Source organism: Pseudomonas sp. LW8 (assembly GCF_041956865.1).
GTDB lineage: Bacteria > Pseudomonadota > Gammaproteobacteria > Pseudomonadales > Pseudomonadaceae > Aquipseudomonas > Aquipseudomonas siliginis.
This window is the reverse complement of the sequence record NZ_CP168138.1, coordinates 3078945-3095286: the sequence shown is the minus strand read 5'-3', so window position 1 is coordinate 3095286 and position 16342 is coordinate 3078945. Positions and strand designations below refer to the sequence as shown.

The 16342-nt window shown below is 59.5% G+C and carries 12 protein-coding genes; 6 read left to right on the top strand and 6 right to left on the bottom strand.

Going from position 1 to position 16342, the window contains the following annotated elements; all coding sequences use genetic code 11:
* Window positions 1-245: 245 nt before the first annotated feature.
* Window positions 246-1556 (bottom strand): MFS transporter, encoded by a 1311-nt coding sequence (locus AB9L16_RS13975; RefSeq protein WP_039762752.1) that lies wholly within the window; start codon window positions 1554-1556, stop codon window positions 246-248.
* A 171-nt stretch (window positions 1557-1727) separates the two neighbouring features.
* Here AB9L16_RS13975 and AB9L16_RS13970 point away from each other — a divergent pair, with 171 nt between their 5' ends.
* From AB9L16_RS13970 to AB9L16_RS13955, 4 genes are all read left to right on the top strand, one after another.
* Window positions 1728-2849, top strand: a complete 1122-nt coding sequence (locus tag AB9L16_RS13970; protein WP_150635138.1) for a sugar diacid recognition domain-containing protein — start codon at window positions 1728-1730, stop codon at window positions 2847-2849.
* A gap of 238 nt (window positions 2850-3087) precedes the next feature.
* Window positions 3088-4227 carry a glycerate kinase gene (locus AB9L16_RS13965; RefSeq protein ID WP_375122260.1) on the top strand — a complete coding sequence of 380 codons (1140 nt, stop codon included), beginning with the start codon at window positions 3088-3090 and terminating at the stop codon, window positions 4225-4227.
* Window positions 4228-4532: 305 nt separating this feature from the next.
* Window positions 4533-6158, top strand: a complete 1626-nt coding sequence (locus AB9L16_RS13960) for a methyl-accepting chemotaxis protein (protein WP_375122259.1) — start codon at window positions 4533-4535, stop codon at window positions 6156-6158.
* Window positions 6159-6199: 41 nt separating this feature from the next.
* Window positions 6200-7387: a pyridoxal phosphate-dependent aminotransferase gene (locus AB9L16_RS13955; protein ID WP_252876395.1), complete on the top strand. Its 1188-nt coding sequence runs from the start codon at window positions 6200-6202 to the stop codon at window positions 7385-7387.
* Between the two features lie 149 nt (window positions 7388-7536).
* Here AB9L16_RS13955 and AB9L16_RS13950 read toward each other — a convergent pair whose 3' ends face one another.
* From AB9L16_RS13950 to AB9L16_RS13930, 5 genes are all read right to left on the bottom strand, one after another.
* Window positions 7537-8499: a 2-hydroxyacid dehydrogenase gene (locus tag AB9L16_RS13950; RefSeq protein WP_375122258.1), complete on the bottom strand. Its 963-nt coding sequence runs from the start codon at window positions 8497-8499 to the stop codon at window positions 7537-7539.
* A gap of 13 nt (window positions 8500-8512) precedes the next feature.
* On the bottom strand, window positions 8513-9811 hold the full coding sequence (locus AB9L16_RS13945; RefSeq protein ID WP_041480189.1) for an MFS transporter: 1299 nt from the start codon (window positions 9809-9811) through the stop codon (window positions 8513-8515).
* A gap of 57 nt (window positions 9812-9868) precedes the next feature.
* The gene (locus AB9L16_RS13940) at window positions 9869-10888 is read right to left on the bottom strand and encodes a sugar kinase (RefSeq protein ID WP_375122257.1); all 1020 of its coding nucleotides are present in this window, start codon (window positions 10886-10888) and stop codon (window positions 9869-9871) included.
* Window positions 10881-11663, bottom strand: coding sequence for a sugar phosphate isomerase/epimerase (locus tag AB9L16_RS13935; RefSeq protein WP_150740936.1), 783 nt, complete (start codon window positions 11661-11663; stop codon window positions 10881-10883). The genes AB9L16_RS13940 and AB9L16_RS13935 overlap by 8 nt, the downstream gene beginning before the upstream one ends.
* Before the next feature lie 149 nt (window positions 11664-11812).
* Window positions 11813-12841, bottom strand: a complete 1029-nt coding sequence (locus AB9L16_RS13930; RefSeq protein WP_375122256.1) for a LacI family DNA-binding transcriptional regulator — start codon at window positions 12839-12841, stop codon at window positions 11813-11815.
* Window positions 12842-13078: 237 nt separating this feature from the next.
* Between AB9L16_RS13930 and AB9L16_RS13925 the strand changes: the two genes are divergently transcribed.
* Both AB9L16_RS13925 and AB9L16_RS13920 read left to right on the top strand, forming a co-directional pair.
* Window positions 13079-13924, top strand: coding sequence for a hypothetical protein (locus AB9L16_RS13925; RefSeq protein WP_375122255.1), 846 nt, complete (start codon window positions 13079-13081; stop codon window positions 13922-13924).
* 105 nt (window positions 13925-14029) lie between these two features.
* Complete coding sequence (locus tag AB9L16_RS13920; RefSeq protein ID WP_375122254.1) at window positions 14030-16114, top strand: hypothetical protein; 2085 nt, start codon at window positions 14030-14032, stop codon at window positions 16112-16114.
* The last annotated feature ends 228 nt before the right edge of the window (window positions 16115-16342 follow it).

The window sequence follows — 16342 nt, the reverse complement described above, 5'->3', positions numbered from 1 at the left end:
GTGGTTTTGTGCTGAATATTGAGCGGATGCTCATTATTTCCCACATCCTGGAGCCAAGCACAAAACCTGTGGGAGCGAGCCTGCTCGCGAAGAGGTCAGCAGATTCAGCATAGATGTTGCGTCGGCTGGCGCTATGCATGATTGCATCGCTTAAACGCAAAAGATCGCAACCTTCGGCAGTTCCTACAGGGAACGCATTCCACAGTAGCTGCCGAAGGCTGCGATCTTTTGATCTGCGCGTCTGATTAGGCCCGCAACGTCCGCGTCATCCGCAACGCCAGCAGACTCCCGCCGACGATTACCGCCGCCAGCACGTACAACGCTGCATCCGTCGAACCCGTGCTGTCCTTGACCCAACCCACCAGGTACGGGCTGAGGAACCCGGCCATCTGCCCCATCGAGTTGATCAGCGCCAGCCCACCAGCCGCTGCGCCCGCGCTCAGCATGGCGGTCGGCACCGGCCAGAACATCGGCAGGCCGGTCAGTGCGCCCATGGTCGCGATGGTCAGGCCGAGAATCGCAATCGCCGGATTGGCCGCGAAATTCACCGCGATCACCAGCCCGACAGCGCCCATCAGCATCGGCACCACCAAGTGCCAGCGGCGCTCCTTGCGTAAGTCCGCCGAGCGCCCGACGACCAGCATGAACACCGCCGCGAGCAGGTACGGAATCGCACTCAGCCAGCCGATCACCAGGTTGTCGCTGAAGCCGAGGTTCTTGATGATCGACGGCAGCCAGAAGTTGATCGCGTACACGCCGCTCTGGATGCAGAAATAGATCAGGCCGAAGGCCCAGATCGCCGGGTTCTTGAACACCGCGAGCAGCGAGTCGGTCGCGGTTTTCGGTTTGTTGGCGAGGTCTTCGGCGTGGTCGGCTTCAAGCACGGAACGTTCATGGGCGGTCAGCCATTTGGCGTTGGCGAAGCTGTCGCTCAACAGGAAATACGCCAGTGCGCCGAGGATCACCGTCGGAATGCCTTGCAGGAGGAACATCCACTGCCAGCCGGCCAGGCCACCTTGGCCAGCGGCGAAGTGGTTGAGAATCCAGCCGGAAAACGGGCTGCCGAGCAAACCGGAGACCGGAATTGCCGACATGAACAACGCCATGATCCGGCCACGGCGGAAGGTCGGGAACCACTGCGAGAGATACAGCACGACGCCCGGGAAGAAACCGGCTTCAGCGGCACCGGTGAAAAAGCGCAGGGTGTAGAACTCGGTCGGGGTGGTGACGAACAACAGGCAGGTCGACAGCGTGCCCCAGGTGATCATCATCAAGGCAATCCAGCGCCGAGGACCGAAGCGGGTCAGTGCCAGGTTGCTCGGCACGCCGCACAGCACATAACCGATGAAGAAAATCCCGGCGCCGAGGCCGTACACCGTTTCGCTGAATTTCAGTGCATCGAGCATCTGCAGTTTGGCGAAGCCGACGTTGACCCGGTCGAGGTAGTTGAACAGATAGCAGATGAAAATGAAGGGAATCAAACGCAGGGTGATGCGTTTGTAGACGGCGTTTTTACCGTCGTCGATGGTCTGGGTAGCTGCGGCGCTCTGCGACATAGCGGCTCTCTCTTTATTATGATTTTTTGCGATGCAAAGGGTAACGTTGATCGCCCTGAGAGTCTCGGCCACCTTTGGCCGGATTGTCTTTGTGCCTGAGCACAGGGTTTGCCGCCAGACCCTGTGCGGCTGAACAACCGTTCGTGCCTGAACTGAAGGATTGCCGCCGCTATGTTCGAACTCGATCACGACCTTGCCCAGGACATCGTCGACCGGGCCATGGCCATTTTGCCGTACAACGTCAATGTCATGGACAGTCAGGGCCTGATCCTCGGCAGCGGTGAACCGGAGCGCATCAACACCCGGCATGAAGGCGCGCAACTGGTGCTGGCCAACGGGCGTGTGGTGGAAATCGACGCGCAGACGGCGGTGCATCTCAAAGGTGTGCAACCGGGGATCAATCTGCCGCTGCTGCTCGATCAGCGCTTGATCGGCGTGCTCGGCATCACCGGCGAGCCGGAGCAATTGCGCACCTACGCCGAGCTGGTGCGCATGACCGCTGAAATGCTGGTCGGCCAGCGCAACCAGCAGGCCGAGCAACAATGGCGACGGCAGCGTTGCGATGATCTGCTGGCGTTGCTGCTGAGCGAGGCGGGGGATTCGCCGCGTCTGATCGATGAGGCGCAGCAACTAGGGCTCAAGCCGCAATTGACCCGGGTGCCGTATTTGTTTGAGCTGGGGCTCGAGCACGGCCCGGGGCAAACCGTCGAGGCACTGAGTGCGTGGCTGACCTCGCGTTACCCGGACAGTTGGTGCGTGAGTTCGGCGAAGTCTTCGTTGTTGTGGTGTCGCCCGGCGAGCCAGAACGTCGAGCATGATCGCCTGCTGGAAAAACTCGATGGCCTCGGCTGGAAGATTTTGCGCATCGCCGTCGGCGGGCAGGCGGATGGTCTGGCCGGGTTGCGTCGCTGTTACCGACGAGTCGGCGATTTGCTCGCTTATGGTCGTGACGTGCTGCCGAATTCGAGACTGCTGACGCTCAATCGTTATCGCTTGCCGGTCATGCTGTGGCGTCATCGCAACGATGATGCGCTGGACGAACTGCTCAAGCCGCTGCGCCAGGTCATCGCCAAGGACAGCAACGGCCAGTTGCTGGCGACCCTGCGCAGTTGGTGCGAGCACGACGGGCAGAGCCAGGCCTGCGCCGAGGCGTTGGGCATTCATCGCAATAGTCTGCGTTATCGCATGGAGCGGATTGCCGAGTTGAGCGGGGTTGATCCGTTGAAGCTGGACGGGATGCTGGCGTTGTATCTGGGGGTGCAGCTGCTGCCGCAGACTGATCCATTGCCATGAGTTGTCCTTGAGGCCGCCATCGCTGGCAAGCCAGCTCCCACAGGTCAGAAGGCGTTCATAACGTCCATAGTCACCGCAGAACCCTGTTGGAGCTGGCTTGCCAGCGATGAGGCCGGTACGACCAACACATATCTTTTGTGGAAATGAACAATAAACGCCGACGCCACTTGTGCACTCGACCGGCGTCAAGGCGCAGGCCGACTGGCAGCATGAATGCCACTGCAACCGGAGAACTCCCATGAAAATCGTCATCGCCCCCGACTCGTTCAAGGACAGCCTGAGTGCCCAAGGCGTTGCCGAAGCCATTGCCCTCGGACTGGCCCAGGTCTGGCCGCAGGCGACGCTGATCAAATGCCCGATGGCCGATGGCGGCGAAGGTACGGTCGAGTCGATTCTCGCAGCCTGCGAAGGTGAGTTACGCCGCACCCGCGTGCGCGGTCCACTGGGCGCGCCGGTCGAAGCCGCATGGGGCTGGCTGCCGCACAACCACACCGCGATCATCGAAATGGCCGAGGCCAGCGGTCTGCAACTGGTCCCGCCGGGACAGCGCGATGCCTGCATCAGCAGCACGTTTGGCACGGGTGAATTGATTCGTGCAGCGCTGGATGCCGGCGCGCAACGAGTGATCCTGGCGATCGGCGGCAGCGCGACCAATGACGGCGGTGCCGGGGCGATGCAGGCATTGGGTGTGAAGTTGCTGGATGCGCAGAATCAGTCGCTGGTGCCCGGCGGCCTGGCCTTGGCGCAACTGGCGCGATTGGACCTGAGTGGACTTGATCCACGTCTGGCCGATGTGCGTTTCGACATCGCCGCCGACGTCAATAATCCGCTCTGCGGACCCCATGGCGCCTCGGCCATTTTCGGCCCGCAGAAGGGCGCTTCGCCCGCGCAGGTTGAGCAACTCGATCAGGCGCTGGGGCACTTTGCCAAACTCTGCGCGCAAGCATTGGGCAAGGACGTGCGCAATGAACCGGGCAGCGGCGCGGCGGGTGGTCTGGGGTTTGCCGCCAAGGCTTTTCTCGGTGCGCAGTTTCAGGCGGGCGTCGAGGTGGTAGCGGAACTGGTCGGGCTCGCTGACGCGGTCAAGGGTGCGGATCTGGTGATTACCGGAGAAGGCCGCTTCGATGCGCAAACCCTTCGCGGCAAAACGCCGTTCGGTGTTGCGCGAGTTGCCAAACGACACGCTGTGCCGGTGATCGTGATTGCCGGGACCTTGGGCGAGGGCTATCAGGAGCTCTATCAACACGGCATCGACGCCGCTTTCGCCGTGACCAGCGGACCGATGACGCTCGAACAAGCCTGCGCCGAAGCTCCGCGCCTGCTGCGTGAACGCGCCACCGATATTGCTCGGGTCTGGCAACTCGCCGCCCAACGCTGATCGGCTTGCCTATGTAGGAGCTGTCGAGTGCAACGAGGCTGCGATCTTTTGACTTTTAAAAGCAGGATCAAAAGATCGCAGCCTCGTTGCACTCGACAGCTCCTACCAAGGGCAGCGGAGCAGTTTTTGATTGTTGCCACGTCCTGAAAAATATTTACCGCAGACCCGAAACCTTCCTCAAGCCTGGCCGATACAACGGTCAGGCGCACACAAAACCACAACTCAGTGCCGCCGGACTGTCGCCCGCTATGGGCCAGTGCTCACGGCATGGACGCTCGCAGTTTCTTTCTTTCGAGAGTCCGACCATGTCCCTGCGTAACCTGAATATCGCGCCCCGTGCTTTCCTCGGTTTTGCCTTTATCGCCTTGCTGGTGATTGTCCTCGGCGTGTTTGCCGCCAGCCGCATGACGGTCATTCGTCAGGCGTCGATCGACATGGACACCAACCAGTTGCCAAGCGTGACCCACCTCAGCGTGGTCACGGAAAACGTCCTGCGCATGCGCATTCTCTCGTTCCGTGTGCTGGTCAATCGCGAACCGGCCAGCCTGCAAGAGGCAGAAACCCGCATCGCGGTGCTGGTCGACAAGGTGCGCAAAGCGCAAGCCAGCTACGCTGCGTTGCCGGCAGGTCCTGAAGAGCACGCCGTTTTCCAGACGTTTTCGACGACGCTCGATAATTACCTGCAAGCGCAGAATCAGATGATTGAGCTATCGCGCAAGGGCGATCTGGAAGCGATGCGTGCGTTGATCAACACGCGCATCAAGGAAGGCACCGATCAGATGGGCGAGCAGCTCAACAAGCTGATCGGCATGAATACCGCCGGGGCCAGAGCGGCTGCCACCAAGGCCGGTGAAAACTATGACAGCGCCATCACCGGGATCATCATCGTCGCCGTGATTGCGGCACTGGCCACCGTGTTGCTCGCCTGGTTGCTGACCCGCAGCATCGTCACGCCGCTCAACCGCGCCGTGCTCGCTGCGCAAACCATTGCCGACGGCGACCTCAGCAAAGCCATCGAAGTCGACGGCAAGGACGAACCGGCGCGCTTGCTTGAAGCCTTGGCAGCGATGCAGTCCAACCTGCGCAAAACCATCGAGCAGATCGCCGGTTCCGCCACGCAACTGGGCGCCGCTGCCGAAGAACTCAGCGCCGTCACTGAAGAAGCGTCGCGCGGGCTGCAGCAGCAGAACAATGAAATCGAACAGGCCGCCACGGCCGTCAACGAGATGACCGCTGCGGTGGAAGAGGTGGCGCGCAACGCCGTGTCGACTTCCGAAGCGTCAAACCAGTCGACCCACGCCGCCCGCGAAGGTCGTGATCAGGTGGTGAAAACCGTCGACGCAATCCAGACCATGACCCACGACGTGCAGAACACCGCACAGATGATCGAAGGCCTCGCCGCGCAGGGCCGTGACATCGGCAAGGTGCTGGACGTGATTCGCGCCATCGCTGAGCAGACCAACTTGCTGGCGCTCAACGCTGCAATTGAAGCGGCGCGTGCCGGCGAGGCTGGCCGTGGTTTCGCCGTGGTGGCGGACGAAGTGCGCGCCTTGGCGCATCGCACCGCGCAGTCGACTCAGGAAATCGAAAAAATGGTCGCCGGCATTCAAAACGGCACCGGTGAAGCGGTTTCGTCGATGCAGCAAAGCAATCAGCGCACTCAGTCCACGCTGGAAATGGCCCGCGCTGCCGGTGTGGCGCTGGAGCAGATCACGCAATCGATTCACCAGATCAACGAACGCAACCTGGTTATCGCCAGCGCTTCGGAAGAGCAGGCGCAAGTCTCCCGCGAAGTCGATCGCAATCTGGTCAACATCCGCGACCTCGCCACGCAATCGGCCGCCGGCGCCAACCAGACCAGCGCCGCGACCCACGAACTGTCGCGACTGGCAGTGGATTTGAACGCCATGGTGGCGCGTTTCGTGATTTGAGATACGGTGAAGGCTGGAAACCGCGCTAACAGGAGACGTACATGCGCTATTCAGCCTTGACCCAACGAATCGCCGGGGAGGGTGCCGCTGCCTGGCAGATTCACGACCGAGCGCTGGAACTGCGCGCCGAGGGCGTTGATGTTTTGTTGTTGAGCGTCGGCGATCCGGATTTCGATACGCCGTTGCCGATCGTCCATGGCGCGATCGATAGCCTGTTGGCCGGCGATACCCATTACGCCGATGTGCGTGGGCGGTTTGAGCTGCGCAGGCTGATTGCCGAGCGTCATCGCCAGCGCAGTGGTCAACGGGTTGATCCTGATCAGGTGATTGTCCTGCCCGGCGCACAATGCGCGGTGTACTCGGTGGCGCAGTGCCTGCTCGATCCGGGCGATGAAGTGATCGTCGCCGAGCCGATGTACGTCACTTACGAAGGTGTGTTTGGCGCCTGCGGTGCCAAGGTGATTGCGGTGCCGGTGCGCCCGGAGAACGGTTTCCGTGTCGACCCGGCCGATGTTGCCGAGCGCATTACCCCGCGAACGCGCGCCATGCTGCTCAACAGTCCGAACAATCCCAGCGGCGCGAGTTTGCCCTTGCTGATCTGGCAGGAGCTGGCAGCGCTGTGCATTCGTCATGATCTGTGGCTGATCAGCGATGAGGTGTACAGCGAGCTGTTATATGAAGGCGAGCACATCAGCCCGGCGAGCCTGCCGGGCATGGCCGAGCGCACCGCAACGATCAACAGTCTGTCGAAATCCCATGCGATGACCGGTTGGCGTATCGGCTGGATGATCGGCCCGAAACCCTTGGCCGAGCATCTGGTGAATCTGTCGCTGAGCATGCTCTTCGGTCTGCCGGATTTTGTACAGAAGGCCGCGCAAGTGGCGCTGCAAAGTGATCTGCCGGAAGTCTCTCAGATGCGCGAGGAGTATCGCTTGCGCCGCGATCTGGTCTGCGAACGTTTGCACGGTTGCCCTGGGTTGCAGCCGATTCGCCCGGATGGCGGCATGTTCGTGATGGTCGATGTGCGCCAGACTGGCCTCGGCGCCCAGGCATTTGCCGAGCGCTTGCTGGAAGGTTACGGGGTGTCAGTGTTGGCCGGTGAAGCGTTCGGGCCGAGCGCGGCGGGGCATATTCGCATCGGGCTGGTGGTGGATCGGGTCAAACTGGCGGATGCCTGCGCGCGGATTGCGTTGTGTGCGGTGCAGCTGTTGCAGGCGCGCAGTGCCTGAGGGTCTTGCATTGCCTGAACCGGCGCCTTGCTGATCGTTCCCACGCTCCGCGTGGGAATGCCTCTAGGGACGCTCCGCGTTCCAACTTTCGGAAGGGACGCGGAGCGTCCCGGGCTGCATTCCCACGCTGAGCGTGGGAACGATCAGCATCAAGGATTCACCAGATTCGCCGGCGGCTGTCCATTCAACGCCGCCAACAGATTCTCCACCGCACACCGCGCCATTGCCTCACGCGTTTCATGGGTCGCCGAGCCCATGTGCGGCGTCGCCACCACGTTGCTCAACTGCAACAACGGCGAGTCATGATTCAACGGTTCGCGCTCGAACACATCCAGCCCCGCCGCGCGAATCCGCTTGCTGCGCAACGCCTCGATCATCGCCGCCTCATCAACCACCTTGCCCCGCGAGATATTGATGAAGATGCTTTCCGGCCGCATGAGCGCAAATTGCTCGGCGCCGATCAAGCGTTCGGTCTGCGCCGTCAGCGGCAAGGTCAGGCAAATGAAATCGGCCTGCTGGAGCAACTCTTCGAGGCTGCGATATTGTGCGTCGAAACGCTCCTCGACCGCCGGTTTGCGCGACTGACTGTGGTAGATCACCGGCATGCCGAAACCGAAATGCCCGCGCTGGGCCAGGGCCTCGCCGATGCGGCCCATGCCGATGATGCCCAGCGTCTTGCCGTGCACATCGGTGCCGAAATGCGCCGGGCCGATGTTGCGGCTCCATTGCCCACCACGGACCATGTCCGCCAGTTCGACCACCCGCCGCGCGGCAGCGAGGATCAGGGCGAAACCGGTGTCGGCGGTGGTTTCGGTGAGCACGTCGGGGGTGTTGGTCAGCAGAACCTTGCGCCGGTTCAGATACTCGATGTCGTAGTTGTCAACACCCACCGAGACGCTGGCAATCGCCTCCAGCTGCGGCGCCAGATCCAGCAGCGCGGCATCGAGTTTCAGACTGGCGCCGAGCAAACCGTGGGCGCGGGGCAGGGCATCGCGCATCTGCATGAGGCCATCGGCGTCGAGGCTTTCGATCAGCGTTACGTCAAACTGCTCTTGCAGGCGCGCCATCAGCGCGGGCGAAAGTTTCTTGTACAACACGACCTGTTTTTTCATGGCAAAAGTCCTTTCAGGAATGCGCCGGCACACGCGGTGTGGCGACGGCTTTGGCGACGACGCGATCACTGGCGCCGGGCTTGAGGAAAATGGTCAACACCACCGACAGCAACAGCGCGCCGCTCATTAGCAGATAGGAAGCGCCGGGCGAGCCGGTGGAGCTGTTCAGATAACCGACCAGATACGAGCCGCCAAAAGAACCGAGCGCGCCCATGCTGTTGATCAGCGCCATGGCGCCGCCAGCGACGTTGGCCGGCAGGATCTCGGGAACGATGGCGAAGAATGGCCCGTACGGCGCGTACATGCAGGCGCCGGCAATCACCAGCAGCGTGTACGACCACCAGAAATGTTCGGCGCCCAAGGCATACGAGCCATAAAACGCAATCGAAGCGATCAGCAGCGGTGGCCAGACGAAGCGTTTGCGCTTCTGCAACTTGTCCGAACCCCACGACACCGCGAGCATGCCGATCACCGCCGCCAGATACGGCAGCGCCGACAGCCAGCCAGCCTCGATCATGTCCATCTGCGCGCCGGCCTTGAGGATCGATGGCAGCCACAAAACGAAACCGTAGACGCCGATGCTCCAGCAGAAAAACTGCAGCGCCAGGATGATCACCTTCGGCGAACGGAACGCCTCGGCGTAGTTCTTCACGGCTTTGATCCCGACCTGCTCAGCGGCCAGCGCGCTTTCCAGATCGTGTTTTTCCTGCTCATTGAGCCACTTGGCCTGGGCCGGGCGGTCGTCGGCCAGACGCCACCAGATAAACGCCCACAGCACCGCCGGCAGACCTTCAATGATGAACATCCAGCGCCAGCTGAAATGCTGCACCAGATAGCCCGACACCACCGACATCCACAGCATCGTCACCGGGTTGCCGAGGATCAGAAAGGTATTGGCCCGCGAACGTTCGGCACGGGTGAACCAATGGCACAGATACACCAGCATCGCCGGCATCACCGCCGCTTCGACCACGCCGAGCATGAAGCGAATGACGATCAGCCAATAGGCGTTGGACACCACGCCGGTCAACGTGGCCAGACCACCCCAGAGGATCAGGCTGACGAAAATCAGCTTCTTGACGCTGTGCTTTTGCGCGTAGATCGCGCCGGGAACCTGGAAGAAAAAGTAACCGAGAAAGAACAGCGCACCGAGCAGCGAGGACAGACCCGGTGTAATCATCAGGTCTTCGGCCATGCCCGATGCGGCGGCAAAACCGTAGTTGGCGCGATCAAGATAGGCCAGGCTGTATGTGATGAACACAATCGGCATGATGTACCACCAGCGGCGGGTGGCGAGGGTAGCGGTTTTCATCGGTGTGACTCCTGAGCTTGTTGTTTTTGTCGCAGCAGGTTCATTGATTTGCGGTGATCAGGCGGGCCTCTTCGCGAGCAGGCTCGCTCCCACAGAGGATTGCATTCCAAATGTGGGAGCGAGCCTGCTCGCGAAGGCGGATTCAAATTCAACCGATAACTCTTGGCGGGTCGGCAACCCCTCCATGTCGCCACGACTCTGCACCGCGCGACTGCCAATCCAGTTCGCCCGCTGCACGGCCTCGGCAAAACTCTGATGCTCGAGCAGGGCGCTGATCATCCCCACCGCAAAGCCGTCACCGGCGCCCACGGTATCGACCACGTTGCTCACCGGCACGCCAGCAACGAAGCCCTGATCCAGCTGCGTGCGGTAGTAAGCACCCGCAGGCCCGAGCTTGATCGCCACGGCCTCGGCGCCCTGATCCAGATAGAACGCAGCAATGTCGGCCGGGTCGTCGAAACCGGTGAGCAAGCGACCTTCACTCAACCCCGGCAGGACCCAGTGGGCAAGGGCGGCGAGGCGGTTGATCTGGCGGATCATCTCGCCCTCGCTGGCCCACAGGCTCGGGCGCAGATTCGGGTCGAATGACACGCTGCGCCCGGCGTTGCGCATCCGGGTCATCAGCTCGAAGGACATTTCCCGGCTGGAACCTGACAGCGCCGGCGGAATACCGGTGGCGTGCAAGTGACGGGCGCTCAGCAGGTTGTCGCTGATGGAGTTGGGCGACAAATGACTGGCCGCCGAACCGCGCCGGAAATATTCGACCTGCGGGTCGCTGCCATCGTCGTTGCGCGATTTGAACTGGAAACCCGTTGGATGGTTTTTATCGACTTCGACGTGGCTGCAATCCAGACCTTCCTTGATCAGCGTCTCGACCACAAAGCGTCCGAGCGAATCGTTACCGACCCGGCTCAGCCACGCGACGTTGAAACCCAAGCGCGACAAGCCGATCGCGACGTTGCTGTCGGCCCCGGCAATCCGTTTGTGAAACTGCTCGACCTTGGCCAGATCGCCGGTCTGCTCGGCGACCAGCATCGCCATTGTTTCACCGAAAGAAAGAATATCGATCTCAGACATGAGCTGGCTCCAGGCGCGATTGACCGAGGCGGGCGAGGGCGGCGACGTGTTCGCGGGTCAGTTGCACCAGATCATCGCCTTGCAGCGGGTACTCGGCGGCGCGCATAACGCCTTGGTCCATGTGCCGCAGCAGTTGTTCCCACAGATGCAGATCGCTGATGGCCGGCGGTACGGCGATCAGTTTGCCGTCGGCGCGGCGCGCAACGGCTTTGCAATGCACATAACCGACGTGACGGCCGAGCGCGCGTGCGGCGCTGGCGGCGGACTGGTCCTGCCAGTGCCAGTTGCCAATGTCGAAGGTCATTTTGATCGGCAGGTTGTACTGCTCGACGGCGGCAAAGAAACGCTGGAACGGCTCGATACGTCCGCCGTGCAAGGTCTGGTCGTTCTCCACCAGCAGTTGCACCGGGCTTTGCTTGAGTCGCTCGGCCAGTGCCTGCAAGTCAGAGTTGTCGGTGAAATAACCGAGGGACACTTTCAGCCATTTCGAGCCGAATGCCTGGGCCTGTTGCAGCGCGGTAATCAGTTCGGGATTTGGCTGCGCTTGCCCTGCGAGCCAGAGTTCGGTGGGTGAGGAATAAATGCTTTGCAGGCCCTGCGCCTGGGTAGCCTGAGCCAGTTGCGCCGGGTCTTCACGGGTCAGCAGCTCTTCACGCCACTCGATGCGATTCGCCCCGGCTGCCGCGAGGATGTCGATAAAACAATCTTGCCCACGCTGGCGCACGAGCTCGGCACCGTAGCTGGACAAACTGATGGAAACGGCGGGTTTATTCATTGTTATTGACCTCTGAAACCGGTTTCATTTTTGTTCAAAAAAAATCAGGTGATTCTGTAGTTTTTTGCAGGCCCTTTCGCGAGCAGGCTCGCCCCCACATTTGCAACACGGTCACCTGTGGGAGCGAGCCCGCTCGCGAAAGCGCCAGATCAGACGCCGCCAATCCCTCGGGTCGAACCCCGCTCAATCAGCACCGGCGCAAAATCCACAATTCGCGCCACCTCATCATCCCCGCGCAAGCGCTTGAGCAGACACTCAAACGCCCGCGCGCCTATCTCTTGCGTCGGCTGTGCCAGCGCGGTAATCCCGCTGCCCACCAGCGGATACCAATCCAGATCATCAAGGGCGATCAGCCCGACATCCTCGAACAAGCGCACACCGAGTGCGCGCAACGCGTGAGTCGCCGCCAGCGCCGCCACGCCATTGGCGCAAAACAGTGCTTTCGGACCGTCAACGTGGGTGTTTAAAAAAGTTTGAAGTTGCGCCTTCAGATCATCGCCGGTTTCCAGCACCGCCCCGGTCAGGGCCGAGCGTTGGGCAATCTGCGCTTGAAAACTGCTGACCCGTTCGATCCGCGAGCTGGTGCCGTCAAACGGTTCGGTGACCATCAATAGGTCCCGATATCCGCGCTGCTCAAGGTGTGTGAGTGCCATTTCAACCGCTTGCGGGTTATTCAGTCCGACCATGTCGCTGTCCAGCCCGTCGACCTTGCGGTCCACCAGCACCAGCGGCATCTCGCGGCGCAGCTCGTGCAATTCGTCACGGTGATGGCCCAGCGTGTTCACGATCAGCCCTTCGATGTTGTACGAGCGCAACAGCGCCAGATGCTGGCGTTCCTGCTCGTCATCGCGGTCGGTGTTGCACACCACCAGGCTGTAGCCGTGCGCACGGCAGGCGGTTTCCACCCCGTGCATCACGGCAATCGAATAGGGGTTACGGATATCGGCGACGAGCATGCCGATCAGCCGAGTGCGTCCGCGTTTCAGGCCACGGGCCATTTGGTTGGGGCGGTAACCGAGTTCATCAATCGCCTGCTCGATGCGCCGGGCAATGGCATCGGAGAGCAGCGCGCGGTCGTCGCCAATGAAGCGCGAGACGCTGGCCTTGGATACACCAGCGCGTTCGGCAACATCAAGCATGGTCACGCGGCTGCGCTGGGCGGCGGAGAAGTCGTTCAATGGGTCAGACCTTATTTTTGAAATGTAGCGTTTTAACGGCATGGATACCGCTGAAACCGGTTTCAGAAGACACTATCTGACCTTGAGCCGTCAACCTTCAAATGCAGCGGAAGCAGTCACGGCAAAATGGATTTCCGACAAACGGTTGCTTTACCTGTCAGATCTGACAGTAGGCATCTTTCCAATACCAGCGCTTAATTTCTTTCAGGCCTAGATGACCAGCCAGTGAGAAATTCCATGCCGATCGAAACGCCGACTACCTCCAGCAATCCATTGAATCCCGGCGTGCTTCTGAGCCTGCCACGAGTGGAAGGCGTCGATCCGCTTGACCCGGCCGGAACATTGCCGCCGGACGCAAAACAGGTGGGCATCGTTTGTATTATTGACCGCTGGCCGAACTTTCCTGTTTCAGGCGTGAATAAAGATCGTGTTGAAATTTTCATTGTTGGTAACCCTGATTTCGTCGCCTTTGGCGAGTATGGGGCCGCGGACGATGCGCCGGAGTTTCGTATTCCAGTAGCTCCCGAGAAACTTCCGGATGTGGCTTCGTTTGAGCTTTTCTACACAGTACGTTCGATCAACCCTACTACGTCACCTTCACGACACCTGACTTTTGCGATAGTTAAGCCGCCGCAACTTTTGAAGGAGGTTACTTTTCCCGATGCGGATGCTTGGGGATATATCGGATGTTACAAGAACCATCCCGGCGATCCGGAAGCCTTGTTTATCTGGGAAGGGGTACGTATCGAAATTCCTTTCGATGACTTGTTTCAGCTTGCGGATGTCCTCAGCCTGGATTGGCAGGCATGGGATTCTTTAAACGGGTCGGGAAACCCTTTGACACAGGTGTTTAACTTTACTGAGGTTGTGACAGATGTTGTGACCAAGGAGCCAGTCAAGATCGTAATCAGACCATTTGCTTCACATATAGAACCCATGGAGGAAAACGATTCGGCCTTAGTTAATTACCAGCTATTGCGCGACGGTGTACCTATCTTTCGCTCGTTTACCGGGCTGGTGAAGGTAGACAGGAAAATTCCGGGAGAAAACAAGTATTGCTCGGATGCAAGTTGGATGAAGTGATCAGGCCGCAACAGTAGCAGCGATATTACGACTGCAGTTGGCGACATTCGCCATTGTCGAAGATGCATGGATCAAAAAACATTTTCTACGCAATGGAGAAGGCACATGACAAGTATTCAAACTGCGGAGTCAGGCACACCCTTGGGCGTTCTGGTCGCACCTACCCCCGAATTGCCAGACGGGCGCGGCACGAACAAGGACATCATTCCGATAGCTGCGATACCTGTGGGCGCCGCGCTGACACTTATGGTCAAGACCAATGTGTGGTCGAATCCTAACAGCAGAGATCAGATCGCCCTTGACGTTACGCGAACCCAGCCTCCTGCCAATCCGCTGCCGACAGACTTCACGCGGTTAAACAGGGTAAACCTCGGCGACGTGGCCAGCCGTCCTGTAGATTTTCCGATCACAGTGCCTACCGAATTTCTGGGTGAGGATGCAACCCCGGTGGGGCCGACGCCGATCTGGGTGCGTAGCGTGCTGTATGAGCGGGGGCTCAACCCGCTGACCGGTCCGGTGATGAAGTTTTTTATCGACCGTACTGGTGCCTGGCAAGCGAAACCTGCACAAACAGGTACAAATCCAGGACAGGTTCCAGGCGCCAGAACAATTCCGCCAGCCACGTTTCCAAATGCCCCCGGGGATCTGGATGACACATGGGCAGGTCAGCCAGGTAACGAAGGGGGATTGCAGGTACAAATTGATACCGGCTACGCCAACGTTCAGCCGGATGACACGTTGACCCTGTACGTGGCAGGTACACGTACCAACCCTCCGCAGGTGCCCCCTTTTTTCAACGGACCGATGCCCACCGATGGCAAGCTGTCCATCCCGACCGCAGAGCTACGCAAGGTAACGAGCGGCCGGGCCTTCATCTGGTTCATCATTACTGACGCTGCTGGCAACCAGAGCGCATGGGGCGTGTATTTCAAAAACGTGCGTTTTCTGCCACTGCCCAAACTGGGCGTCATTACCGTCCCGGCAAACGAAGACGGTCTGATCGATTTAAAAGATGCGCGTGCAGGTGTGAAGGTAAAAGTCAGCCGGTTGGTAGATACAATCGGCACCGACGTAGTGAGCCTGACATACGGCGCTCAACCAGCCCAGGATCTGCCATTCAACGCACTCACGGAGCTGGAGTTCACCATTCCTTGGTCGAGTCTGAGCAAACAATACTTTGATAACCAGACGGGTACGAATTTCGAATTGGACGTGGTCGTCAAAGCTGACTTGATGCGTGGCGGCTTATCCATCGACGATGGAACAACAACTGTAAAAACAGATTTCTCGACGCATCCGCCTTATACCGTCGACCCGACGACCCCGCCCCCTGAAGTTAATCCCGAATTCCGGAAACTGATCGTCCGCGGACAGCCACCTGTCACGGATAACTTACTGGGCCCTCAGGATGTCGACCAGACTGCCAAGGCTCACATCGATGTCTCGCCTATCACCGCCGGGACGACGTTTCCCGATCCCGAACCGGGCGATCTGGTTACTTTGAAGTATCTCGGGGATCAAGGCGAAATTATCGTCAACTCCATTCAAATGACTCCGTCGAATATCAATACAGTCATTCAGGTAGATTTGCCATATACCGTTGTCGGTCCGGGTGGTATCGGGCTTAAAGAGGCTTGGTGGACATATGAAAACCCCGCCCGGAATAATACTCAAGACTCGGCAAAGGAGACGGTAACTGTCAATACTGTAGTCATTGTTCTCGATAAGCCGGAATTCCAACGTCCACCGACAGATGGCACCGAAGATCCATACATTATTTGCGAGAGCTTGACGGGGGATGATCACGTTGCGACGTTCAAGATCAAACCTAATGATCATTTCACCGATGGGATGAACATCACATTCAATTGGCAAGGCTGGCATGACGATAAATACACCATAGACGCACCGTCGGATACGGTTTTTTCCCGTACTCGTGCGATCACTGCGCTCGAGCTAACGGAGGGGATGCTTTGGGAAGTGCCAAACGCACCTTTTATTCGCAATCTTCCTCGTCCACCTGCTACCACGCCTGATCCGACCGACTTTTACGCAGGTTATGTAAAAATCTGGTATTCGACGCCAATTGTAACGACGTCAGAAGTTCAGGAAATGATTGTCTACTTGCTCAATGCTGACTTCTTGTACTGCGAATCGGAACCGGGCTGGGATCCTGCGCCTGCTCCATAAACGGCATTCGCGATCATTGCATTGCCGGAGAGCCAGCCTCTTCAGGCAATGCAATTTAATTGGGGAAGCAAGAAATATCTCGAAATGTCGCGAGTGGGCGATTAAGCCCACCTACTAAGAGGATTAGTCCTACAGAGAAAGTCCAGACTAGCAGGTATTCTCCGGCGTCGCCTACAAAGGTCGTCTGATGGAATATGTACGTCTGAACCGTCCTTCTTCCGTCCCGAT